The sequence below is a fragment of the Ruegeria sp. G2 genome (assembly GCF_056533505.1).
Genome location: NZ_JBQFON010000004.1, coordinates 48,108 through 71,690 on the forward strand (window position 1 = coordinate 48,108; position 23,583 = coordinate 71,690).

The window sequence follows — 23,583 nt, forward strand, 5'->3', positions numbered from 1 at the left end:
GTCTTTCGAGCGGGTTGGCCTACTATAGCTTACCCAATTGCATGATTTTGTGTTGCCCTGTGGCAAAACCGATATGCTTTTGTTCCATATAGAACTCAAAGCTCCAATCGCCGCCATCGCGACCTATGCCGGATGCCTTTACCCCGCCAAACGGTGTGGGTAGGTGTCGAACATTCTCCGAGTTTACCCAAATCATCCCAGCCTCGAGCTTGTCGGTAAAGCGTAGGGCACGGGTCAGATCGTTGGTCCAGACATAGCCGGTCAGGCCATAGTCTGTGTCGTTCGCAATAGTCAGCGCCTCTTCCTCGGTCGAGAAGGGGATTGAGGTCAGAACGGGCCCAAATATTTCCTCGCGCGCAATCCGCATCTGGTTATTGGAGTTAGTGAACAGGGTGGGGCGGACAAAATAGCCTTCGTCGCCGACCTTTTCGCCGCCTGCAGCGATTGTGGCACCGTCAGCCTTAGCGATGTCAAAGTAGCTGGTGACTTTGTTGTAGTGTTCTTCGGTTACAATCGGGCCAATCTCGGTTGCTGGGTCCAGCGGATGCCCGACCTTGATGTTGTTGACACGTTCAATCAAGCGGGTTTCGAATTCCTCTTTGATCGTATCTTGAACCAGCAAACGCGACGACGAAGTACAGCGCTCACCGTTGATCGAATAAATCATGAAGATTACCGCATCCAGCGCACGATCCAGATCGGCGTCATCAAACACGATCACTGGATTTTTTCCGCCTAGTTCAAGATGCATCCGCTTCAGTGTATCTGCCCCTTGCTTGGTGATGATACTTCCGGTGCGGCTTTCACCCACAAAAGCAATTGCTTTGATCGCAGGATGCTCAGTCAGACGTTTACCCGCATCATGACCAAAACCGTTTACTGTGTTCAGAACACCTGGCGGAAGCCCGGCCTCTTCAGCGATTTCTACCAGCAGTCTTGCGGTTAGCGGGCTATCTTCGGCCGGTTTGTGAACCACGGTGCAGCCCGCAGCCAACGCAGGAGCAATCTTCCATGTGCTCAGCATGAACGGAGTGTTCCATGGCGTGATCACACCCACAGGGCCGATCGGTACGCGGGTGGTAACATTCATCAAGGTTGGTGATTTCAACTGCTGGCCATCGCGGGCCTGCACCACTTGATCAGCAAAATAGCGAAAGTTCTCGGCCCCGCGCAAAGCCGCCTTGGACATAAACCGCCATGTCTGTCCCGTGTCCCAGCATTCGCATAGGGCAATCTCTTCGGCGCGCGCCTCGATTGCGTCAGCAATGTTGATCAGAATTTTCTTTCGTTCCGTTGCGGGCATGTCCCGCCACGCTGGAAAAGCGTCCTTTGCGGCTTGGGCCGCCGCATCTACATCAGCTTCGGTGCTGCGGGCCACATCACAGATGGTGCTTTTGTCAACTGGTGTCGTGGATTGAAACACACCAGCAGAGCCATTGCGGTCTTTCCCATTGATCCGGTTTCTGATTCCAGTTTCCTTGAAACGGGTCAGATAGCCAGCCAGTTTTTCGATATTGCTGTCCAGTGCGCTCATGTATCAGGTCTCCTGACGGGCCGCGCCCATATGGTCGCGGATCGTGCTGGTTTTTGGGGAAAGCTCAGGGTCTAGGTCACGCATTTCCAGCGACAATGCTATTGAATGGCGGGCCATGGCCGGGGCCAGATAAGTATTGGCTGCCTCAAAGATGCGCCGAGTGGCATCTTGTTTCACATCTTCACTGCGACCTGCGCGCAGGCGGATCGAGATATCGATAAACCCGTGGGCCGGGTTTCCATCGGCGATGGCAAAGTGATCGACCCGCACCGCGCGAATGCGAATTCCGGGCGTTGGGAAGGTATCAATATCCGCCGCTGCCGCGCGGAGGCATTCGCACAGACCGCTCATGTCCACGATATTTTCGAGGTTTCCCGAGTAGTCGACGTGAAAATGCGGCATAGCCCCTCTCTCTACGATTATTTGATAAACATGTTAAGTAATATGCTCGCTGAGGTCAAGCGCTTTCCTTAACATATTAACCGTAGGGAAGGTAATATGGGCTTCCTAAGTGTGTAGGGGGAGTTCCTATGTTCTGGGACTTTACAGGTACTCAGGCGGGGTTAGTCCGGCATGAAACCAGTTTATGAAAGACACGATGGAAAAGACGGGCAGGCCCGTCGCTTTTTGAATATCCGGCGCGTAGGGGCACATATTGGTGCATTCCAATACAATGGCGCCAAGGTCAGGATTGTCGGACTGAAGGGCAAGCGCCGCTTTGACATTGTCGGTGCGGGCTTTGTCCACATCCAATGTCAGTTTGTTTTCAAGGATCGCCGAGGTAAATTCGATGCCTCCTTCGGTTGTGCCGATTGGTGTGCCCTCGGGAACACGAGCTTTTCTTAGGTGTTCTTTGCTCAGCGTCGATTCGGAAATGGTCAGTACTCCGGCATGTTTTCCCATAGGCAAAACGCGATTGACCATCTCAACCTGCATCAAAGAGGAGGTTGCTACAGGGACAGACACCGCTTCGGCCAGTTCTTCCTGAAACAGCGAGAGAAAGCCGCAATTGGTGGTGATCCCGTCCACCCCATCTTTGACAAGGTCTCTTGCAGCGTCGATGAACGCGTCCAGCAGCCCTTCTGCCCGTTGCCGGACCACAAGATCAGGTGAAGCGTTGCGAACAATGCGATACAACACCGGGAACGACCATGTCTGCGCATTCCCCATATCGCCGGGAACCCGCGGAAACTGGGCGTCCAGCATGAGAATCCCGACGGATGCACCATAGATAGATTTGCCGCCCTTCGCGATCATGACTGCGCCTCCTGAATGATGCGGGTCGAGATATCTTTGGACCCTTCCATGTAGATACTGGATATCCCATGGCGCACCGCATCCTGCACCTGATCCATCCGCTTGTTGATGTGGGTGCCCAAAACCCGTGCAGCTTCATCGGCATCTCGGTCCATCAGTGCCTGCATGACACGTTTATGCTCGTCTTTCGATCGCTGAACCCGGTCAAGGCTCATGGAAATCCAGCGAATATAGCGAATGCGCTCGTTGATCCGTGTCAGCGTCTGCAGCAACTCTTTGTTTCCGGATAGTTTGGCTATTCCTAGATGGAATGCCTCGTCCCGGGTCACCGCTTCTTCTACCGTCAATCCGGTGATATCGATACCGGTTGCATACAGCTCATCATGGAGCGCCTGCAATTGTTCTGAAGAGGCTTTAGTACACGCCGCTCGAACTGCGGCGGTTTCGATGATTTGGCGCAACTCGAACAAGTCAAAAATGCTTTGGGCATCCAGAGGGCGGCAAAAGAAACCCTGTCCCGGGCGAAAGTCGAACAATCTCTCTGCGACCAACCGGTTCAAAGCCTCACGCAATGGGGTCCGGCTGACGCCCAATTCTTTCGATAGTGCGACTTCGTTCAATCGATCGCCGGGACGCAGGCGGAATGAGACCGCCATCGCCTTCACCTGATCGTAGATGCCATCAACGCGTGGACCCGCCATAAGCATTTCTCCTTGATCTACAGGTGCCACACGCCGTTCTTGAAATCAATATACAAAACTGTGTACAGTACTGTGTGCAGGAAGAATCGAAAGGGTATCTACCATGACGGGAACGAATTATCTGACCGGAGCCGAAGCAATGGTACGTATGCTGGAAGCGCATGGTGTGAAGCACATGTTTGGCTTGTGTGGTGATACAACCCTGCCGTTCTATGACGCGCTGGCCCGCATGGATCATGGTATTCAGCACATTCTGACCCGGGACGAGCGTCATGCAGCCTATATGGCAGATGGTTACGCACGGGTGACTGGTAAGCCAGGTGTATGCGAAGGCCCTTCTGGGGGTGGGGCGACCTACATTCTACCCGGTGTGGTCGAGGCCAATGAAAGCTCGGTTCCTATATTGGCAATTACCTCTGATGTGGCAACGTCCAGTCGGGGGAAGTATCCGCTCACCGAGTTGGACCAGCCCGCGTTGTTCAAACCGCTGGCTAAGTGGAACACATCACTGGATGATGCCACGCGACTGCCAGCCATGGTGCGTGCTGCATTTCGCGCAATGACAACTGGAACTCCCGGGGCCACACATCTTGCTCTGCCCTTTGACACTCAGAAAGCGCCGGTCGATGAGGCCGAGATATGGGCTGATGCCCGGCATCGCAGTTATCCAGCCGAGCGCGCAGGGCCTGATCCGGACGCGATCGAGGCGGCAGCAGAAATACTCGCAGGATCGAAATCCGCAGTGGCGGTCTGCGGTGGAGGACCTGTTTTGTCCGGAGCCACAGACGCCCTGCGCCGTGTAGCGGCGCTGTTGGATATGCCCGTTGCCACGACAGTATCCGGGCAGGGTTCCATCGCCGAAACAGAATCTCTTGCCTTGGGTGTCGTCGGGTCGAATGGCGGGGTTCCAGCCACCCGTGCAGTGGTGGACGCGGCCGATGTCGTTCTTTTCATCGGCTGTCGTGCCGGATCAGTTACGACTGAACGCTGGAGAAGCCCCGCGCGCTATGCCACTATCATTCATATCGACAGTGACCCGATGGTGATCGGGGCCAATTATCCGACCGAGGTTGCAATTTGTGCCGACGCCCGATTGGCGCTTGAGGCTTTGGCACAGGCGCTGGAAGAAAAGAGTGATCTGCCAAAGCTTGGTGGTGCTGCCAAAGCCAGCGCCGCATGGGCGGCCAAGATGGCAGCCTTCAACTCACTCGCTGCTAGCCACGAAACACCGATCCGTCCCGAAGCGGTTATGGCTTCGCTGATGGATATTTTGGATGACGATGCGATTGTGGTCGCTGATCCAGGCACGCCATGTCCTTATTTCAGTGCACATTACCGCTGGCGGAAACCCGGGCGGCATTTCATTACCAATCGAGCCCATGGGGCGCTGGGGTATTCTTTGGGTGCCGCTATGGGCGCACATGTCGGGCGGCCTTCGGTCAAGACGTTATCCGTAATGGGGGACGGCTCTTTTGGATTTACCTGTGGTGAGTTCGAAACCATGGTGCGGCACAACATGCCGATCACATCGATCGTGTTTTCGAATTCAGTCTTTGGCTGGATCAAAGCGGGACAGAACGCGGGGTTTAGCCAGCGCTACTACAACGTCGATTTCAACCGCACCGACCACGCCGCCGTCGCAAGCGCCTTTGGTGTAAAATCTTGGACGGTCAAAGACCCTGAAGATCTACCAAAAGTTCTGAAACAGGCTATTGAGCATGATGGACCCACACTGGTCGATATCCATTCCCAACAACTTCACGAGGCGGCAGCACCGGTCTCAGAGTGGGTCGCGTAAGAGGCGATCGAAGTGGTCAGTTGGGCCAGAAAATCTTGAGCAATCGTTGAAAGAGGGCGTCCTTTGGCGGTGATGATTGCCAGATCCAACATCACGGCGGGTCGGAAGGGGCGGGTTTGATACCCCCTCTCGCCATCAAAGGTAACAGTAAAGGGGTCGATCATCGCAACCCCCATACCTTGCTTAACGAAGCTCAGCAGATTTTCGGACAGATGCGTGTGGATCTGAGTCCGCCAGGTGCGCCCCGCGGATTGGAAGATGTCCCTGGTCCGCCTGTGTGTTTGATGTTCAGGACCCATCACGATGAACGGTTCGTTTTCGAGTATCTCGGGTGTGAGCACATCATGGACAGCCAAAGGGCTTTCTTCTGGGAACGTTGCCAGCGTTTCAAACTGAAAGACTTGGTAGTTTAGCGTGTCATGCAGAATGGGCATCTCGACAACGCCGATTTCAAACAAGCCTGAGATTACCCACTCTTGAATTTTCGAGGAATATTGCGACTGAAAACTGACCGATAGGTTCGGGCGGCTTTTGGCGAAGCGAGCAATCTCACGCGGCATGAAGCCGAAGGATAAAAGATGCGGTGCGGCGATCTGCAATTGACCGGGGTGCTTGTTCTGCAGATCCGTGACGGCCTGCGCCACGTGGTCTAGGCCTCGAACAACCGTATCAACCTCGCGATACAGCAATTCCGCTTCTGGCGTAGGCAGAAGACGCCCTTTGTTACGCTCAAATAGAGGGAGCCGCGCTTCTCGTTCGAGTTGGGCCAGAAGGTTACTGATACCCGGCTGTGAAATTCCAAGCACCGAAGCCGCGCCTGTCACGGTTCCGGTCTCCATTATTGCATGAAAGGCTTGCAGCTGACGAAAACGTAGTGACATCTCTCTAAGTATCACTTTTTCTGATGATCTCTAGATAATATAGTATTTGAAATGATAGTCCGGTCAAGGCAGGCTCTCGCCATAGGCTGGGGGCGCAATGGGCAATCTGTCACAGAAAATTATCGGCTATGATCTTTGGCACCTTGAGTTGCCGGTTACCTCGCGCCGAGATCACGGTATTGGGTCCGTAGAAGGCGTCTGCGAAGTCGTTGTTCTGTGTCTCAAGTCCGAAGACGGTAACGAAGGGTTTGGTGAAGCTTCCCCTTGGTCCGTTTTCACAGGCACACCCGAAGCCACCTACGCAGCCCTGGATCGCTATCTGCGCCCACTCGTGGTCGGAGAGGTGGTCGCAAATCGGGCAGCGATCATGGCGCGGGCGGCTTATGCGGTCGCGCATTGTACCGAAGCGAAGGCCGCATTGGAGACTGCGTTGCTTGATCTTGCAGGCAGGATCAGCAGAGTTCCGGTTTGGTCCCTTATGGGAGGGCGGTGTCGCGAGACCATTCCGCTCAGTTGTTCAATTGCAAATCCAGATTTTGCGCAGGATATTGACCTCTTGGCTCGGTTGCAGGCGGATGGTGTTCGCCTTGTGAAGCTCAAAACCGGGTTCAAGGATCACGCCTTTGATATCATGCGACTAGAGTATCTCGCTCAGAATTATCCGGAGCTTTCGGTTCGCGTGGACTATAATCAGGGTCTTAGTATTGAGGACGCTCCCGCTCAGGTACGCGATGTTGCGCAATTCGCTCCGGATTTCATCGAGCAACCTGTCCGTGCCCACCATTTCGGCATGATGGGCAAGTTGCGACAAATGATCGACGTACCGCTGTTGGCCGATGAGAGTGTCTTTGGCCCCGAAGACATGGAACGGGCAGCGCGCGATGGTATCTGTGACGGGGTATCGGTAAAAATCATGAAATCCGGGGGCCTGACGCGGGGCCAGACCGTGGCACGTATTGCTGCAGCACATGGTCTGATGGCCTATGGTGGAGATATGTTTGAGGCTGGACTGGCACATCTGGCAGGAACGCACATGATTGCGGCAACGCCCGAAATCACGTTGGGCTGTGAGTTCTATCAAGCCTCCTATTTCCTGAAAGAAGACATTCTGGAAAGCCCCTTCCAAGTCAGCGGCGGCGAGGTGGTCGTCCCTGACGCTCCTGGTCTCGGCAATAGGCCAGATATAGCCAAACTTGACCATTATGCAGTGGCAAAGGCGGTGGCGGCGTGAGCGAGAAGAAGACCATAGCGATCATCGGTGCCGGGATCGTCGGCGTGTCTGCTGCGGTATGGCTGCAGAGGGAAGGGCATAAGGTAATCCTGATCGACAAGGCGGGACCGGGGGAGGGGACCTCCCACGGCAATGGGGGCGTGCTGGCGTCCTGCTCGATTGTGCCAGTGACTGTTCCGGGACTTCTCAGAAAAGCGCCCAAAATGCTGCTCAGCCCGTCGCAGCCATTGTTTTTGAAATGGGGGTACCTGCCAAAGCTGGTTCCATGGCTGACCCGCTATTTGAACCATGCGAATGCATCAGATGTGGAACGTATCGCTGCAGCTCTGACACCAATTGTTGGTGATAGCCTGAACGACCACAAAGCGCTGGCCGAGGGCACAGGCGCTGAAAAGTGGATCGCGCCATCCGACTACCTGTTCCTCTACAAAGACCGGGCGCATTACAAGGAAGACGCATTTGGGTGGGACATTCGTCGTCGGAACGGTTTCATATGGGACGAGTTGGAAGGCCCAGCCTTCCACGCCTATGACCCGGTCTATAGTGAAGACATCGGTTTTGCTGCGAAGCTCTCGGACCACGGCCATATCACTGACCCGGGTCGCTATGTCAAAGATCTGGCGGCGTATGTGGAAGCAAATGGAGGGACGATCCTTCGTGCCGCGGTTGATGATGTGGTTCAGGAAAATGGAAAGGTAACCGGCGTTCGTACGGGTGGGGAAACCATCCCGTGCGACACTGCGATCGTAACCGCAGGCGTTTGGTCAGGACCTTTAGCCAAGCGTCTGGGCATTTCTGTTCCCCTTGAGAGCGAACGCGGCTATCATCTTGAATTGGTGGAGCCTTCTGCCATGCCGCGCAGTCCGGTCATGGTGGTTTCTGGCAAATTTGTTGCCACACCGATGGATGGGCGCATTCGTTTGGCTGGCATTGTGGAGTTTGGCGGGCTTGATGCGCCACCCTCGCGCGCGCCGTTTGAATTGATGCGCAAGAATGCCCGGATGGCTTTCCCGGGTTTGACATGGAAGGAGGAAGTGGAATGGATGGGGCACCGCCCTGCACCAACTGACTCGATCCCAATTATTGGTGAGGCTCCGGGGATCAGCGGTGCGTATATGGGCTTTGGGCACCATCACATAGGCCTGACAGGCGGGCCGAAAACGGGGCGACTTCTGGCCCAGATGATTTCGGGCAGAACCCCGAACACAGACATGGGCGTCTACGCACCCTCGCGTTTCGCAACATAGAAATGACTGGCGAATAACGCCGGCGTCTCAAAACTTAACAGGGAGAAACATGATGAAAAAACTGACAAGCCTTCTGGCGGCAACCGCTCTGACAGCTGCCGCAGCCGCACCGGCAATGGCCGAGAAATGGGATATGCCGATGGCCTATTCGGCATCGAATTTTCATTCAGCCACGGGCGCGGAATTTGCCAAATGCGTGACCACCGGCACGGGTGGCGAGATTGAGATTGTCACGCACCCTTCTGGCTCGCTGTTTAAAGGTGCCGACATCAAGCGTGCGATCCAGACCGGGCAAGCCCCAATTGGTGAGCGTCTGCTCTCTGGTCACCAGAACGAAAACGCTCTGTTCGGGTTTGACTCGATCCCGTTCCTGGCAACGTCATTTGATGACAGCGCCAAGCTTTGGGACGCTGCTAAACCTTCGATTGAAAAGCTGCTGGCCGAGCAGAATCTGACCCTGCTTTATGCCGTGCCATGGCCACCGCAAGGTCTGTACTTCAAGAACGAAGTGAACTCGGTTGCGGATATGGAAGGGATCAAGTTCCGGTCCTACAACAATGCCACTTCACGGCTGGCCGAGTTGACCGGGATGCTGCCCGTCACTATCGAGGCGGCTGAGATCAGCCAGGCCTTTGCAACCGGTGTGGCGGATTCCATGGTGTCGTCCGGCTCAACTGGATATGACCGCAAGGTCTGGGAAAGCCTGAACTACTTCTATGAGGTGGATGCCTGGCTGCCGCGCAACTATGTGATGGTCAACTCAGAGGTGTGGTCTGGTGTTTCGGACGCCAATAAGAATGTGATCAAAGGCTGTGCGGAACTGGCCGAGTATGCCGGTAACTGGCGCGCCAAGGAATATACCGGCTTTACGCTTCAGGGTCTGCGCGATGGCGGTATGACCGTTGGTCCTGCGTCCGAGCAGATGACGAATGAGCTGAAAGAAATCGGCGTCACCATGACGAACGAATGGCTTGAGGCCGCTGGTGACGAAGGCAAAGCCATCGTCGACGCGTTCAACTCTCAGTAACCACTCCAATGCGGGCGGCGGTCCAACCTGCCGCCTGCTCCCAATCTACAAAACACAGCGGGGACAGCATGGCGGCAATGCGAGGGCTCAGGTCCGTACTGGATTTCATCTATCTGGCAGCAGGGGTTCTGGCGGCGCTCAGCCTAATTGCCATTCTGGTGTTGATTGTGGTGCAAATGCTGGCCCGTTGGACCGGCGAAGTTTTTCCCGGCGCTCCGGATTATGCAGGATACGCGATGGCTGCTGCGTCGTTTCTGGCCTTCGCCAACGCCCTAAACCGGGGCAGCCATATTCGGGTTTCCATCCTTTTGAATGCGGTTCCCGATGGCTTTCGCAGAATTCTCGAAATCTGGTGCTTTGCCATCGGCTCTGCCGTCATGTGGTATTTCTGCTGGTACGCCTATCGATTTGTGTACTGGAGTTGGAAGTTCAACGACATAAGCCAGGGGCAGGACAAAACCGCCCTTTGGATACCTCAATCAACCATGCTGATCGGAGCCGTTATTCTCGCCATCGCGCTCACCGATCACCTGTTCCACGTCCTGTTCAAGGGTGATCACCGCATCACCCGTGATCTGGCCGATCAGAGCCACGGAGAGTAAGAGCATGGAGAATATATCCGTCATTATCCTCTTCCTCTTTGTCCTCTTCACCTTGCTGGGCACCGGTGTCTGGGTCGGTCTGGCCCTTATGGGCGTCGCATGGGTCGGGATGGAACTATTCACAACACGCCCTGTGGGCGATGTGATGATCACGACTATCTGGTCAGCGTCGTCATCCTGGACGCTGACCGCCTTGCCGATGTTCATCTGGATGGGCGAAATCCTCTACCGCACGCGATTATCCGAAGACATGTTCAAAGGGCTCTCACCGTGGATGGCACCTTTGCCTGGCGGGTTAGTGCATACGAATATCGTAGGTTGTACTGTGTTTGCTGCGGTCTCGGGGTCTTCTGCGGCCACGCTGACTACGGTTGGCAAGATGTCTATCCCGGAACTGCGAAAGCGCAACTACCCCGAACGCATGGTCATCGGCACACTAACCGGAGCGGCAACGCTTGGGCTAATGATCCCACCGTCGCTGACGTTGATCGTCTACGGGGTGACGATCAATGAATCGATTACCAAGCTGTTCTTTGCGGGTATTCTGCCTGGCCTTGTGCTGGCTGCGATGTTCATGGGCTACGTCGCCATCTATTCCAAAGTTGGCAAAGACTGGAACCCCAACGACGAGGGGAAGTTGACCTTTTCCGAAAAGGTCAAGAACTCTCGTTTCCTATTACCGGTGATCTTGCTGATTATGGTGGTAATCGGGTCCATGTATCTGGGATATGCCACCGCGACCGAGGCGGCCGCATTTGGCGTGATCGGAGGTCTGTTGTTGGCCGCCGGGCAGGGGTCTCTGAATTGGAAGACCTTCACTGAAAGCCTGATGGGCGCGACCCGCACCAGCGCAATGATTGCCCTGATCCTTGCGGGCGCTGCATTCCTGTCTCTGTCGATGGGCTTTACCGGCCTACCGCGTGGGCTGGCGGACCTAATCGCGGGGTGGGAGTTGACACGGTTCGAACTGCTGATGGTCCTGCTGGTTTTCTATGTCATTTTGGGTTGTTTTCTCGATGGGATTTCTTCGGTCGTGCTGACCATGGCCGTTGTCGAACCGATGATCCGTGACGCCGGGATTGATCTCATCTGGTTCGGGATTTTCATCGTGGTCGTCGTCGAGATGGCGCAGATCACACCGCCCATCGGGTTCAACCTGTTTGTGATGCAAGGGATGACCAACCACGAGATGAGCTATATCGCGCGTGCTGCTATCCCTATGTTCCTGATCATGGTGCTCATGGTTTTTGTTCTGATCTGGTTCCCTGAACTGGCCACCTGGTTGCCTGAAAACCTGCGCCAAAGTCCGGGCGGGTAGAACGCCTTGAACACGCTTCACCTCGCGGCACGTCACGGCCCATATGTCTTGGTGTCGGGGCTTGTCGCAGGCCTTTTGTTACCAGGACTGGCCGAACCAATGCGGCCGTTCCTGCCACCCTTGGTCATGGTGTTGCTTTTTCTAACGCTGCTGCGGATGAAACCAGGTGCCATTTTGGGTTCGCTGGTTGATCTGAAGCAGGTTGCCGTAACAATCGTTGCCTTTCAGCTGGCCATGCCGCTGTTGGTGGCGGGAGTAGGTATTGTTTGTGGCTGGACTGATACTCCGGTCTTTCTGTCTTTGCTAATCATGGCAGCGGCTCCATCTATTTCGGGCAGCCCCAATATGTGCCTGATGATGGGATATCCCGCAGAATACGCGATGCGGCTGGTCGTGGCGGGGACTGCCGTGCTGCCAATTACCGCCTTACCAATTTTTTGGCTGATGCCTGAATTGGGTGATATGCAAGCTGTGCTGATGACCACCCTTCGATTGTTTCTTACGATCGTGGTCGCTATCCTCTCTGCCATTGTGTTGCGGAGGACGGTTCTTCGCGCGCCGTCAGACGCCACGCTTCTGAATATGGAAGGCGCGGCAACGATCACGCTTGCCGTATTTGTGGTCGGCCTGATGCCATCATTGAGTGCGGTGGCCATAGTTAACCCAGGTGTGGCGATATTTTGGATTGTGTTTGCTTGTGTTATCAATTTTGGCGCTCAGGTGGTCTCGTTCCGATTGACGCGCACTAGTCTCCCTCCCGCAAAGGCAACAGCGGTTTCCTTGATAGCTGGAAACCGGAACATTGCTATCTTCTTCGTCGCGCTACCCCCCGAAGTGACTCTGCCCATCATGGTATTTATCGGGGCCTATCAGATCCCGATGTATCTTACGCCACTGATCATGGGTCGGTTGTATCGGCAGGCAGATTCAGTGGCTTGACTTTCTAAGTTACGGATGCGGCCAGCAAACTCGTCAGAACGCTTATTCAACAATCAATGAAACGAATGTCTAATTCCAACTAAAAAATGTTGCCCATATAGCGACCAGATTTCAACGCATGCCTGATGCGCGCGGTACTTGAAGTGTGGAAGCAAATCGGAAATTTAAGTCGGGCTATTTGGGAGCCGAATATTAGGGTGTTGTTGCCGGCTTGATCGTTGGACCAACCGATGCACTCGTGATTTTTTTGACAGCCCATTTAGATAGATGGCTGCGCTGCTGACACCGACCTGGTGGATTGTCCCTGGATAACCCAGCTTTATGCAAACTTGAATGGCCTCCAATTGAGCTAGGTGGAATTCATAGTATCCTCTTTTGTGCCGATGCTCGGCGCTCTGATTTCGTAGGCTGGCTCTCTGGGGAATGGCTCTGTGACCTCAGGCGGTCACTGCAACGGGCTTCCCGTTCGCGATTGTTCTGGCGCTGGCTTGCGTGTCGATCTTCATCGGCCTGGCGAATGAACGAAGCCGTCGCTAGGGTGTAACAAATAATTGCCCGGCTAAATGCCGGGCAGTTTTCATTGTTAGGTATGAAATTACACCTCGTGGCTGGTCACATCTGTGTGTGATCGCCAACTCCGACGCCGACATAGGTCTCAAACCCTGAGCCTAACACCAACGCGGAAGAGTAGATGTTGCGCAGATCAACCATGCGGGCCGATTTCATAGTTTCGGCCAGTTCATTCAGATTCAAGGCACGGAATTCGTTCCACTCTGTCAGCAAAACAACAGCATCAGCTTCTGCGGCCGCGGCATAAGGATCATCCAACCATTCGACACCCGGCAGCAGCGCCTCGCCTTCAGCACGACCTTGCGGATCAACCACGCGCACACGGGCACCGCCGCCAATCAGGGCCGGAACGATCGTCAGAGACGGTGCATCGCGCATGTCGTCGGTGTTGGGTTTGAAGGTCACACCCAGCACCGCAACCGTTTTGCCATTGAAGTTGTCGTCGCAGGCTTCCCGGATCTTTTCGATCATCCGCTTCTTGACCTCGTCATTGACGCGGATGACGGTTTCGGTGATCTGCATTGGATGCGCGTGATCCTGCCCGATCCGTGCAAGTGCAGCGGTATCTTTCGGGAAACAAGAGCCACCATAGCCGGGCCCGGCGTGCAGGAATTTGTTGCCAATCCGTCCATCAAGACCGATGCCACGTGCGACCTCCTTAACATCGCCACCGGCACGTTCACACAGCCCCGCAATTTCGTTGATGAAGGTGATTTTTGTCGCCAGAAATGCGTTTGCGGCGTATTTGATCATCTCGGCACTTTCCAGATCGGTGGTCAGGATCGGGAAATCCCGCAGATAGAGTGGGCGATAAATTTCCGCCATAACCTCTGCAGCGCGTTCGCTTTCGACGCCTACAACAACACGGTCAGGGCGCATAAAATCATCGATTGCTGCACCTTCGCGCAAGAATTCTGGGTTCGAAGCTACATCGAAACTCGCCTTGGGATTGGCAGCTGATACGACTGCATGAACCTTGCGATTGGTACCAACCGGGACAGTCGATTTGGTGACTACGACCGTATATTCAGTGATAGCCTGCGCGATCTCTTCGGCGGCAGCCATCACATAAGTCAGGTCAGCATGTCCATCGCCGCGCCGAGTTGGCGTTCCGACTGCGATGAACACAGCGTCTGCTCCATCGACCGCTGACGCTAAGTCAGTGGTGAATGCCAGGCGGCCTGCAGACACATTCTTGGCCATAAGTATATCGAGGCCCGGTTCATAAATCGGCACCTCACCGGCCTGAAGCATTTCGATCTTGCGCTCAGATTTATCAACGCAAACAACGTCGTGCCCGAAATCTGAAAAGCAAACTCCGGACACGAGGCCGACATATCCGGTACCAATCATAGCAATACGCATTAATCAAATTCCTTCTTTTTCCCGCCAGCGGTGCGCTTCCGGTTGGAACCACACACTTAACCATTGCTCAGCACATGGGCGCAGTACCGATATTGGTGTCCGGAACATTTCACCGGGATGCAACTCTTTGCGACGGAATATGCCTTTTAGGGGGGAATGTTCAAGTGAGTTTGTTTACTCTGACGGTCGCGCCTAAACCATTGAATAAGAGCATTGGTTGTTTGTCCGGTGAAGAATGACTGATAAGTGACAATAGGGTTTTTGCTGCTGCCAATATAAGGTTAGGGTGACCGACAACGATACGTGATCGCTCAAAACAATCAGGGCATCGCTCGGATCGCGGTGTTCTTAAATCGCCTCACCCAACCATTTGAATACGAGCTTTGCGCGGTCGGATGAGGTGTTGTGCAGTTTAACGTAAAAATCCAGTTGTGATGAAATGGTCTGCGGCAACATCTTAACGAGTTTGCCGGATGCGATTAGCTCCGAGGTCAAGCCCTCCCATCCCAAAACCGCCCCCATATCATCTTGAGCGGCCTGAAGCGCAATCGTGTAATTGTTGACGCGATGGGCGGAGTTCAAAGGGCCCTCATACCCCAGTTTTTGTGTCCACGCGCGCCAGTCAGTCCATCCGGTATCCGGGGCATCGAGATGAATGAGTGGAAGCCCCGCGATTTCGTCGACTCGCTCAATCGGGTTTTGTTCTGCAAACCGGGGGCTGCACAAGGCCATGATGTTGTCATGAAACAGTGTCTTGAAAATACCTGTTTCACGGCTGGAATCTCCGTAGTGGATGCTCAAATCACACTTCGAAGAGTCGACGCCCAGATCTGTTACAACCTGTGTAACGGAAACATGTCCGTGTTGTTTCCAGAATTGGGCAAGGCGTGGCGTGAGCCAGAGTGAGCTTACCGCTGTTGTCGAGCGGATCGTCACTCCTTTTTTGTCGTATTGGCGCCGCAATTGCCCAAGGGCCTCGCTGATCCCTTCTAGGCTGCGTTGCAGTGAGACAAGTAGGTATGCCCCACTTTCAGTCAGTTCAACACCGCGATGATGGCGCACAAACAACCCGCATTGCAGTTCGTTCTCGAGCGCTTTGACCTGATGGCTGATCGCGGCCGGGGTGACGTTGAGTTCTTCAGCCGCCGTCTTGAAGCTGACATGCCGGGCGGCTGCTTCGAAGCTGATCAATGAACTAAGAGGTGGTAGATCGTAGGGACGGTTGGGCAAGATGTTTTGACCTGTGGTGGATCGACTGCCTGATAAATTAAAGGAGATAGTCTGGCTATTGATTTAACTGATCTAATGCAGAGTGAATCTTTTTGCAATTGTCGGCCAACAGTTCCCGATGAAAATGCTCCCCAACCGGTTTGCAATGCGATCCCTTGTTGGTCGTGCACAGTTTGAAGGAGTTGCGGAATGCAGTCACATGCAAAAGTCGTGGTTGTCGGAGGAGGTTGCGTAGGGGCGTCGATCCTTTACGGGCTGACCGAACATGGCTGCACAGATGCGGTCATGCTGGAACGTACAACACTAACCTCCGGCTCGACCTGGCATGCAGCGGGTCTGTTGGTGACCTTCGTGCGGTCGCACAATGTGTCGAAGATGACGATGGAAACCATCCGCATCTATACTGAGGTTGAAGAAAAGATGGGCAGCTCGGTCGGGTTGCGGAAGGTTGGTCAGCTGCGAGTCGCCAATACTGAAAAGCGCTGGGACGAGTTCCAGTCTTATATCTCGATTGCCGAGGCGGCTGGCGTACCTTGCAAGCTGCTGACCCCTGAAGAGATTGCCGAAGTCCATCCGTTGCTAAACCAGAGCCCGGACATTCGGGGTGGTATCCTGCACACCGAAGACGGGTACGTGAACCCGGCCGATATCACCATGGCGCTCGCCAAGCTGGCACGCGATGCAGGTGCCAAGGTTTACCAGAACACCGAGGCTCAGGCCTATGAAAAGCTGGATAACGGCCATTGGAAAGTGACCACCAACCAGGGTGAGATCACATGTGAGCATCTGATCTTCGCGACCGGCAACTATGCCCGCGAAAACGCACGCCGCGTGGGGTTGGATCTGCCCTGTATTCCGATCGTTCACCAGTATTGGACCACCGAGACCGTACCGCTGCTAAAAGAGCGCCGGGCGGAGGGCCTGCCAGAATTCCCGATCCTGCGGGATGAAGATTACGGCGCTTATCTGCGCGAAGATGTGGGCGGCATCCAGTTCGGGCCTTATGAATTCACCAAAGACCTCAAGCTATTTGCCGAAAACCGCGTGCCACCGGAATTTGGTGCTGATCTACTGCCCGAGGATTTCGACGCCGTGGAAACTCAGTGGGAGCGCGCGATCGAACGGGTGCCCACACTGGGCGAGGTTGGGATCAAAGCCAACACCCGCGGTCCATTTCAGATGACACCGGACGAGCTGCCTTTGGCCGGTCCGGCGCCGGGACATGAAAACCTCTGGCTGGCCGAAGGCATGCCCGGTGGCATTCTGTGGGGCGGGACGGTTGGCAACCGTCTGGCCAAGTGGATCGTCGATGGCGATCCCGGCATGGATATGTCGGAACTCGATCCGCGCAGGTTCTCGGATTATGCCTCCAAGCGCTGGACCATGGATAAGGTGCGCGAGACATGGGGCACCCATATGGATGCGCATGTGCCGGGCGAGGACTTCCCCGATGCGCGTCCTATGAAGACAGTCGGGTCATATGATCTGCTGACCGCACAAGGAGCAGTCTGGACCAGCTTCAATGGCTACGAATTCCCGCGCTGGTTCGCCAAATCACCCGAAGAAGCGATCCCCGAACACAGCTTCCGTCGCACCAATCATATGGAGCGGGTTCAGGAAGAGGTGCGAACTACACGTGAAGAAGCTGGTTTCATCGAAATGTCTCCGATGACCAAATTCACCGTTCGCGGACCGGGGGCTGCACAGTGGTTAGACAGCATCATGGCCAACAAACTGCCAAAAGTGGGCCGCATGACCCTGTCGCTGATGCTGAACGACAAGGGCGGCATGGATGCGGAATACACCATCGTGCGCTATGCCGACGACGATTTCTACCTGATCTCAACACCGAACTGGCGGGCCTATAACTGGGACCAACTACAGCGCGCGCTGCCGCGCGACGGGTCTGTCGTGATCGAGGATATCTCAGAGCAGCTGGGCGTGATCGCGCTAGCCGGGCCCAAGGCACGCGAAATCTTACAGCCGCTGACGGACAATGATCTGTCAAATGAAGCCTTCCCGTGGCTCTCGGCGCAGAAGGGTGAGGTGGGCTATGCCAAAGGTGTGCACCTGCTGCGTGTCTCGTATACCGGAGAGCTTGGATGGGAACTGCATCACCCGGTTGGGTACAATCGCCACCTCGTTGATCTGCTGCTGAAGACCGGCGTGAAACCCTTCGGTCTTGAGGCGCTGGAATCGATGCGACTTGAGAAATCCTATCGCGCCATCAATCGCGAGATTTGCAAGGACCTGACACCCTATGAGGCCGATCTGGGCCGTTTCGTGGCGATGACAGAAAAGATCGGCGGGCAGGTGGCCGAACGTGACTTCATCGGCAAAGCCGCGCTGCAGAAGCAGCAGGCCGATGGTGGATACAACACGCTGGTCACACTGAAGCTGCCGTTCTGCGATACCTCGGTGATGTTCGACGAAGGCGTCTATGCCGATGGTAAGTTGATCGGGCGGGTCACCTCGGGCGGGTTCTCGTATTACTGCAACCACGACATTGCGATGGCACTGGTGCCACAGGACATGACGGCACCCGGCACCAAAATGCAGGTGCTTATCCACAATGAAATGCGCGAGGCCGAAGTGATCGACACCTGCGCCGTTGATCCCACCAGCGCCCGCGCCCGCGCCTGATCCGGAGGAATTGAGATGGCAGAAGTCAAAGCACGCTCGGGCCGTGGCGGCGGACGTGCCGCGCGGGTAAAGGCTCGCACCAACCCGCCCCCCGTCTACTTGTCGACGCTCAACCGCAAGGTGGGACCAATTGATCTGCTTGGCCCCGAAGGCGTTGAGAAAATCCATAACGCCGCAATGACGATCCTTGAGACAACAGGCATTGAATTCCGTGACCCCGTCGCCTTAGCCGACTGGAAGAAATACGGTGCGGATGTGCAGGGTGAACGGGTGCGTATCGGGCGCGAGATGCTGATGGACCTGATCTCGGCCGTTCCCCCAGAGTGGGGCTATGCCGCGCGCAACCCGGAACGCTCGCTTCGGGTGGGCAATCAGCATTCGGTCTTTGCCAACGCTTATGGTGCGCCGTTTGTCTACGGTCTGGATGGCGTGCGCCGCCCTTCGATGCTTGAGGATGCACATAATTTCTTCAAGCTCAGCCAAATGAGCCAGTCGATGATGGTGCCGGGTATTTTGCCGGTTGAGCCACAGGATGTGCCCGTCCCGCAACGCCATCTAGAGTTGGTTCATGCCGCACTGACCTTGACGGACAAACCGATCAAAGGTTCGGTGCTGTCGGAACAGGCGGCACGGGATTCGGTTGAGATGACTCGCATCGTGTTTGGTGAGGAATTTGTCGACAACAATGTGGTGATGGCCGCCTTGCTGAACTGCAACACACCGCTGGTCTGGGATGAGACCATGTTGCAGAGCTTGCGCGTCTATGCCGCTGCCAACCAGCCCTGCCTGCTTTCGCCCTTTGTCCTTGCCGGGGCAAGCACACCTGCCAGCCCGCAGGGCGGTGTGGCGCTGCTGATCGCCGAATCGCTGGCGGGAATGGCTTACAGCCAGATCATCCGGCGCGGAGCACCGATGGTATTGGGCGTCGCAATCATGGGCGTTTCGATGAAGACAGGCGCACCGATGATGGGGTCCCCGGAGCCCGGTTTGATGAACCTTTTGGTGGGTCAGATGGCGCGGTTCTACGGTGTGCCGTGGCGGACCTGCACGATGTGGACCGGTTCGAAATCCCCCGATATGCAGGCTGCGTTCGACACCGCAAACACCATGTGGCCGGTGCTGTTGGGCGGGGCGAACTACATTGTCCATTCGGCGGGTTTTCTTGAGGGTGCATTGGGGGTCAGCTATTCCAAATGGGTGCAAGATGCGCTGCAGCTCGAAAATTTCCATCGCTTCTTCAGTGGCCTGCAAGAGGAAAACCTGGGCGCTTTGCTGGGCGACATCGAAAACATCGGACCTGGCGGACATTTCCTAGGCACAGACCACACGCGTGAGAACCCGATGCACATGAACCACTTGCAAAACAATGATAGTTTTGAACAGTGGGAAGCAGAGGGCTCGAAAACCGCCGAAGTCGTTGGTACGGAAGAGGCGCAGCGTATGCTAAACACCTATGTGCGGCCGCCAATGCCGGATGATCAGCGCGGTGCGTTGGATGAGTTCGTCGCCAAAAAGCGGTTGGAATACAGCGCTTGATTAATCTGGAAAGCGGACGCTAACGTGCCCGGTTCATAACCCAAGGACAGGATCACGCACATGACCGATGACTCGACGACAACGCTCTCACTCGACGAGGTAAGGGGCTTGGCCAGGTCTGTCTTTGTGGCTGCGGGAGTGGATGAGCACGGTAGCGCAGTATTGGCCGATCTTGTTCGAATGAGCGAACGAGACGGGCCACGAAGCCATGGCCTACGAATGTTACCTGTTTATGCGCAGAGCTTTGCTTCGGGCTACGCCAACCCCGCCGCCAACCCGAGTGTTGAACGTATCGCTCCGGGTGTTTTGCGGGGGGATGGCGACAATGGTTATTACCAGATCGTGGCCGCCAAAGCGCGGAACGAGCTTATTGAGATGGCGCGCGAGAACGGGATTGCGGCATTCAGTTGTGCCAATTGCCACCATCTGGGGGCGTTACGGTTCGATACCGGTCCGTTAGCTGAGGCTGGACTGGTCGCGCTAGGTGTCGTGAACTCGCTTTCCATGGTGGTGCCACAAGGGGGCGTTCGCCCGGTTTTTGGCACCAATCCGATGTCTTTTGCCTGCCCTCGACCTGGGGGTGAGCCGGTCGTCTGGGATCAGGCATCGTCCATGGTGGCACTTATGGATATTCGCATGGCAGCTGCGGAAGGGCATGATTTACCACGTCCTGCAGGGCTTGATCCAGAGGGACAGCCGACACGTGACCCCAACGCCATACTGGAAACCCGCAGTTTGTTGCCATTTGGTGAACACAAGGGAGCAGCGATTGCATTCCTGATCGAGGTCCTCGGTGCAGCACTGGCTGGCGGAACCTTGTCCGTCGACAACGCCAAGCGCGAAGCGCACGGGGCGTTAAATATCAAAGGCGGCAACACGCTGATCGCAATTGATCCGGCGCGGTTTGGCAACGAAGCGTTTGGAGAATATGTCCAGCGCATTTGCGGCGAGATTGAAGGTAATGGCGATGCACGCGTCCCCGGAGATGGAAGGTTGAAGAATCGCGCTGCTGCCGAAGCGGATGGAGTTCGTGTCACTGCCGAATTGATGGCACAACTGCGCGAACTTCAGTAGAGGCCGCACGAATGTCTCGGGTCGTTGTAATCGGTGGCGGTGTTGTTGGAATTTCCTGTGCTTTAAAACTGCAGTCGCAGGGGCACTCTGTCACGGTCGTTGAACCCGGACCGGTGGGTGAGGGGGCAAGCTGGGCCTCCTGCGGCTGTATCGCAGTTGGCGAGATCGTGCCTTTGTCACAGCCGGGGATGCTGATGAAAGTGCCGGGTTGGTTGCTGGATTCCGAGGCCCCGCTTTCTTTGCGGCCAGCCTCGGCATTGAAGCTGATGCCTTGGTTTGCGCGGTTCACAGCCAATGCGCGGCGTTCGAAGATGCGGGCGATTACCGCCGATCTGGCACGTCTCACCTTTGCTGCCACTGATGATTTCAAAGCGCAGCTCGCGGATGTTGGTCACCCAGAGCTTTTGGTTGAGCGACCTGTGATCAAGCTGTTTGATGATGACAATGACCTTGCGACCATGCGCGGTGCCTTTCATCTTGCGCGTGAGTTCGGGTGCACCATCGACCAGGTATCAGGCCATGAAGCGCATGAGATGGACCCCGCTATTGCGCCCGATTTCAAATATGCAGCGTTGTTACGGGATTGGAGTTTTGTGACGGATCCAAAACTGTTGGTCGAAATTCTGATGCAGAGCTTCACCCAACGGGGCGGGGAGATTGTCTCGAATGCAGCGATCGACTTTACGCGTGATGGTCAACATATCCAAAGCGTGCATTCCGGCGACGGGCGCACGCTGAGCGCGGACGAGTTTGTAGTTGCCGCAGGCACGCATTCGCGCGTTTTGGCTAAGAAGTTGAATATTCCACTGCGCATGGAGGGTGTCATCGGATACTCAACTGCATTGCACGACAGTGGAATCGATCTGCGCCACACGGTGTTTTACGCAAAGGGCGGGTTTGGCATCACCCCTTATGAGGATGCGCTGGCCGTGGCAGGCACCGCAGAGTTTGCGGACTTGAATGCGCAGCCCGATTGGAACCGGGCCGATGTACTGGTCAAACGTGCGCACCGTGTATTGCCGGGGTTGCGGACTGAGAAATTTGAGCGCCGCATGGGTCGTCGCCCTTTTACGCCTGATACACGCCCGATCATTGGCCGCAGCAGGCGTCTGACCAATGTCACTTTTGCTACGGGCCACGGGCAACTGGGTCTGACATTGGGAGCGACGACGGCGCGACTTGTTGCAGATGTAATCGCTGGCAGGGTACCGAGCATCGATATACAGGCCTTCAGCCCGGATCGGTTCTAAAACTAAGCCATAGCCCGCCCAATTCCTTATGGGCGACGTAAGATGCCACCAATAGCCCGATCATCCATCCAGTGATCACGGCACAGGCGGTTCCAAACCAGACACCGATTTCGTTGAAGCCGAGAAAGCCGATAAAAATCCAGACAAAAAAGGCTACGCCAAATCCCTGACGATAGAGGCTTATCCATACTGTCCAGATTGGGCGTTTTAGCGCCTGCAGCAGCGAGTTGATTGAAAACAGCATCATATAGAATGGAAGGATCAGACTATCGACACGTAGATAGCTGAGCCCCACGCGAATAACTTCGGGATCTTCAGTAAAGAGACCCAGCAGAGACCGGCCAAATATCCACAGGATTGGGGCCGCAATAGCGGTCATGACCAGCCCGACTTTCCAGCAATAAAACAGGGCTTCGCGCACCCTTTCATAGTCCCGTGCCCCGAAATTCTGAGACGCGATGGGTAGCAGCGCACCAGTGACCCCGAGCACAGGCAATAGTAGAATCTGCTCCAACCTAATAGCGACGCCGAAGCCCGCTATCGCATGCTCGCCGAAGATTTTCAACGCGAACTGCACGACGAAACCTGATAGGAGCATCACGATGAACGATGTGGCCGTTGGAAGGACTTGAACTGAGATTTCCTTGAACTTTTGCAGGCGCGGAATGAAATTTCTTGCCCGCATGCGCCTCATTCTCCGGCGTCTGAGCACCTGACGGATCATGAACACCATCACACCGGTTTGGCTGATTACCGTAGAAATGGCGAGGCCATCGAACCCGATGCCGGGGATCAGGCCCGGGATGCCAAAAATCAACAACGGATTGAGACCAATATTGGCAAAAAACGCAACGATAAGAGCGCGTTGCATCGAAACCGCGTCCCCATGCGCTTGAAGAATTCCGTTGCATCCAAAGGCCAAAAGGAACCCGGGCAGGGCCAGTAATAGCCAGTAGAAATAGCGTAATCCCGCTTCGCGATATGGTCCCGGTTCCGAAACCAATTGAATAAGTGCCGGGCCGTACCAGAGCCCTGCCAATGCCAAAACTCCGGCTGCGATGAAACCGTAGATCATCCCTTGAGCTGCAAACCGCCGTGCCGCGCGATTATCACCGGCACCCAAGGCATTACCGACGAGCGCGCTCATTGCTGCGCCCAATCCAACCCCGACTGAGATTGCGATGAAGAATGCCTGAAAACCCAATGCCAGGCCTGCTTGCGCACTGGTCGAGAGGAGCCCGGCAAAGAACATATCTACGACGTTGTAGAGCGTGTTGAACAGCATCCCAATTGCCGCTGGGATGGCTAAGGTTCGAAAATGGGCTGAGATCGGCCCGCGTGTCAGATCAATATCGGTTGGGGCAGCCATCTCAGTAAGCC

General features: G+C 55.4%; 19 protein-coding genes. 11 read left to right on the top strand and 8 right to left on the bottom strand.

Annotation, left to right across the window (positions count from 1 at the left end):
* Positions 1 to 22: 22 nt before the first annotated feature.
* The 4 genes from hpaE to ACR0DU_RS09215 all read right to left on the bottom strand — a co-directional run bounded on the left by hpaE (position 23) and on the right by ACR0DU_RS09215 (position 3,492).
* Positions 23 to 1,534, bottom strand: a complete 1,512-nt coding sequence (gene hpaE, locus ACR0DU_RS09200; RefSeq protein ID WP_480873866.1) for a 5-carboxymethyl-2-hydroxymuconate semialdehyde dehydrogenase — start codon at positions 1,532 to 1,534, stop codon at positions 23 to 25.
* 3 nt (positions 1,535 to 1,537) lie between these two features.
* Positions 1,538 to 1,936, bottom strand: coding sequence for a 5-carboxymethyl-2-hydroxymuconate Delta-isomerase (locus ACR0DU_RS09205; protein ID WP_480873869.1), 399 nt, complete (start codon positions 1,934 to 1,936; stop codon positions 1,538 to 1,540).
* A 141-nt stretch (positions 1,937 to 2,077) separates the two neighbouring features.
* A complete protein-coding gene (locus ACR0DU_RS09210; RefSeq protein ID WP_480873872.1) occupies positions 2,078 to 2,791 on the bottom strand; it encodes an aspartate/glutamate racemase family protein in 714 nt (237 codons plus the stop codon).
* A complete protein-coding gene (locus tag ACR0DU_RS09215; protein ID WP_480873875.1) occupies positions 2,788 to 3,492 on the bottom strand; it encodes a GntR family transcriptional regulator in 705 nt (234 codons plus the stop codon). The genes ACR0DU_RS09210 and ACR0DU_RS09215 overlap by 4 nt, the downstream gene beginning before the upstream one ends.
* Before the next feature lie 103 nt (positions 3,493 to 3,595).
* Here ACR0DU_RS09215 and ACR0DU_RS09220 point away from each other — a divergent pair, with 103 nt between their 5' ends.
* A complete protein-coding gene (locus ACR0DU_RS09220) occupies positions 3,596 to 5,290 on the top strand; it encodes a thiamine pyrophosphate-binding protein (protein WP_480873878.1) in 1,695 nt (564 codons plus the stop codon).
* Here ACR0DU_RS09220 and ACR0DU_RS09225 read toward each other — a convergent pair.
* Entirely contained in the window at positions 5,251 to 6,171 is a 921-nt protein-coding gene (locus tag ACR0DU_RS09225) for a LysR family transcriptional regulator (RefSeq protein ID WP_480873881.1), read from the bottom strand. The two genes, ACR0DU_RS09220 and ACR0DU_RS09225, sit on opposite strands and share 40 nt — an antisense overlap.
* A 97-nt stretch (positions 6,172 to 6,268) precedes the next feature.
* Here ACR0DU_RS09225 and ACR0DU_RS09230 point away from each other — a divergent pair, with 97 nt between their 5' ends.
* From ACR0DU_RS09230 to ACR0DU_RS09255, 6 genes are all read left to right on the top strand, one after another.
* Positions 6,269 to 7,402, top strand: coding sequence for an enolase C-terminal domain-like protein (locus tag ACR0DU_RS09230; protein WP_480873882.1), 1,134 nt, complete (start codon positions 6,269 to 6,271; stop codon positions 7,400 to 7,402).
* Positions 7,399 to 8,649 carry an NAD(P)/FAD-dependent oxidoreductase gene (locus ACR0DU_RS09235; RefSeq protein ID WP_480873884.1) on the top strand — a complete coding sequence of 417 codons (1,251 nt, stop codon included), beginning with the start codon at positions 7,399 to 7,401 and terminating at the stop codon, positions 8,647 to 8,649. Before ACR0DU_RS09230 ends, ACR0DU_RS09235 begins: the two co-directional genes overlap by 4 nt.
* A 52-nt stretch (positions 8,650 to 8,701) precedes the next feature.
* Positions 8,702 to 9,676 (top strand): TRAP transporter substrate-binding protein, encoded by a 975-nt coding sequence (locus tag ACR0DU_RS09240; protein ID WP_170543997.1) that lies wholly within the window; start codon positions 8,702 to 8,704, stop codon positions 9,674 to 9,676.
* A 68-nt stretch (positions 9,677 to 9,744) separates the two neighbouring features.
* Positions 9,745 to 10,278 carry a TRAP transporter small permease gene (locus ACR0DU_RS09245; RefSeq protein WP_170406962.1) on the top strand — a complete coding sequence of 178 codons (534 nt, stop codon included), beginning with the start codon at positions 9,745 to 9,747 and terminating at the stop codon, positions 10,276 to 10,278.
* A 4-nt stretch (positions 10,279 to 10,282) separates the two neighbouring features.
* Positions 10,283 to 11,596 carry a TRAP transporter large permease gene (locus ACR0DU_RS09250; RefSeq protein ID WP_010441588.1) on the top strand — a complete coding sequence of 438 codons (1,314 nt, stop codon included), beginning with the start codon at positions 10,283 to 10,285 and terminating at the stop codon, positions 11,594 to 11,596.
* Positions 11,597 to 11,602: 6 nt separating this feature from the next.
* The gene (locus ACR0DU_RS09255; protein WP_480873888.1) at positions 11,603 to 12,535 is read left to right on the top strand and encodes a hypothetical protein; all 933 of its coding nucleotides are present in this window, start codon (positions 11,603 to 11,605) and stop codon (positions 12,533 to 12,535) included.
* Between the two features lie 612 nt (positions 12,536 to 13,147).
* Here the strand turns inward: ACR0DU_RS09255 and ACR0DU_RS09260 are convergent.
* Together ACR0DU_RS09260 and ACR0DU_RS09265 are read right to left on the bottom strand one after the other, a co-directional pair.
* Positions 13,148 to 14,470 carry a UDP-glucose dehydrogenase family protein gene (locus ACR0DU_RS09260; RefSeq protein ID WP_480873891.1) on the bottom strand — a complete coding sequence of 441 codons (1,323 nt, stop codon included), beginning with the start codon at positions 14,468 to 14,470 and terminating at the stop codon, positions 13,148 to 13,150.
* A 348-nt stretch (positions 14,471 to 14,818) separates the two neighbouring features.
* The gene (locus ACR0DU_RS09265) at positions 14,819 to 15,700 is read right to left on the bottom strand and encodes a LysR substrate-binding domain-containing protein (protein ID WP_170774403.1); all 882 of its coding nucleotides are present in this window, start codon (positions 15,698 to 15,700) and stop codon (positions 14,819 to 14,821) included.
* A 189-nt stretch (positions 15,701 to 15,889) separates the two neighbouring features.
* On the opposite strand from ACR0DU_RS09265, the gene ACR0DU_RS09270 reads away from it, so the two are divergent.
* The 4 genes from ACR0DU_RS09270 to ACR0DU_RS09285 are packed head-to-tail and all read left to right on the top strand — an operon-like array spanning position 15,890 to position 22,203.
* The gene (locus ACR0DU_RS09270) at positions 15,890 to 18,343 is read left to right on the top strand and encodes a GcvT family protein (RefSeq protein ID WP_480873893.1); all 2,454 of its coding nucleotides are present in this window, start codon (positions 15,890 to 15,892) and stop codon (positions 18,341 to 18,343) included.
* Between the two features lie 15 nt (positions 18,344 to 18,358).
* A complete protein-coding gene (locus tag ACR0DU_RS09275) occupies positions 18,359 to 19,879 on the top strand; it encodes a trimethylamine methyltransferase family protein (RefSeq protein WP_480873895.1) in 1,521 nt (506 codons plus the stop codon).
* A 60-nt stretch (positions 19,880 to 19,939) separates the two neighbouring features.
* Positions 19,940 to 20,953: an Ldh family oxidoreductase gene (locus ACR0DU_RS09280; protein WP_480873898.1), complete on the top strand. Its 1,014-nt coding sequence runs from the start codon at positions 19,940 to 19,942 to the stop codon at positions 20,951 to 20,953.
* A gap of 11 nt (positions 20,954 to 20,964) precedes the next feature.
* Entirely contained in the window at positions 20,965 to 22,203 is a 1,239-nt protein-coding gene (locus ACR0DU_RS09285; protein ID WP_480873900.1) for an NAD(P)/FAD-dependent oxidoreductase, read from the top strand.
* Here ACR0DU_RS09285 and ACR0DU_RS09290 read toward each other — a convergent pair.
* Positions 22,184 to 23,572, bottom strand: a complete 1,389-nt coding sequence (locus ACR0DU_RS09290) for an MATE family efflux transporter (RefSeq protein WP_480873903.1) — start codon at positions 23,570 to 23,572, stop codon at positions 22,184 to 22,186. The genes ACR0DU_RS09285 and ACR0DU_RS09290 overlap by 20 nt on opposite strands.
* Positions 23,573 to 23,583: the final 11 nt, after the last annotated feature.

Excerpts from the sequence above, each read along its gene's own strand:
- ACR0DU_RS09215 (WP_480873875.1), bottom strand. The coding sequence starts at position 3,492 with ATGGCGGGTCCACGCGTTGATGGCATCTACGATCAGGTGAAGGCGATG.
- ACR0DU_RS09205 (WP_480873869.1), bottom strand. The coding sequence starts at position 1,936 with ATGCCGCATTTTCACGTCGACTACTCGGGAAACCTCGAAAATATCGTG.
- ACR0DU_RS09210 (WP_480873872.1), bottom strand. The coding sequence starts at position 2,791 with ATGATCGCGAAGGGCGGCAAATCTATCTATGGTGCATCCGTCGGGATT.
- ACR0DU_RS09275 (WP_480873895.1), top strand. The coding sequence starts at position 18,359 with ATGGCAGAAGTCAAAGCACGCTCGGGCCGTGGCGGCGGACGTGCCGCG.
- ACR0DU_RS09290 (WP_480873903.1), bottom strand. The coding sequence starts at position 23,572 with ATGGCTGCCCCAACCGATATTGATCTGACACGCGGGCCGATCTCAGCC.
- ACR0DU_RS09270 (WP_480873893.1), top strand. The coding sequence starts at position 15,890 with ATGCAGTCACATGCAAAAGTCGTGGTTGTCGGAGGAGGTTGCGTAGGG.
- ACR0DU_RS09280 (WP_480873898.1), top strand. The coding sequence starts at position 19,940 with ATGACCGATGACTCGACGACAACGCTCTCACTCGACGAGGTAAGGGGC.
- ACR0DU_RS09220 (WP_480873878.1), top strand. The coding sequence starts at position 3,596 with ATGACGGGAACGAATTATCTGACCGGAGCCGAAGCAATGGTACGTATG.
- ACR0DU_RS09260 (WP_480873891.1), bottom strand. The coding sequence starts at position 14,470 with ATGCGTATTGCTATGATTGGTACCGGATATGTCGGCCTCGTGTCCGGA.
- ACR0DU_RS09285 (WP_480873900.1), top strand. The coding sequence starts at position 20,965 with ATGTCTCGGGTCGTTGTAATCGGTGGCGGTGTTGTTGGAATTTCCTGT.
- ACR0DU_RS09250 (WP_010441588.1), top strand. The coding sequence starts at position 10,283 with ATGGAGAATATATCCGTCATTATCCTCTTCCTCTTTGTCCTCTTCACC.
- ACR0DU_RS09230 (WP_480873882.1), top strand. The coding sequence starts at position 6,269 with ATGGGCAATCTGTCACAGAAAATTATCGGCTATGATCTTTGGCACCTT.
- ACR0DU_RS09245 (WP_170406962.1), top strand. The coding sequence starts at position 9,745 with ATGGCGGCAATGCGAGGGCTCAGGTCCGTACTGGATTTCATCTATCTG.
- ACR0DU_RS09225 (WP_480873881.1), bottom strand. The coding sequence starts at position 6,171 with ATGTCACTACGTTTTCGTCAGCTGCAAGCCTTTCATGCAATAATGGAG.
- ACR0DU_RS09240 (WP_170543997.1), top strand. The coding sequence starts at position 8,702 with ATGAAAAAACTGACAAGCCTTCTGGCGGCAACCGCTCTGACAGCTGCC.
- hpaE (WP_480873866.1), bottom strand. The coding sequence starts at position 1,534 with ATGAGCGCACTGGACAGCAATATCGAAAAACTGGCTGGCTATCTGACC.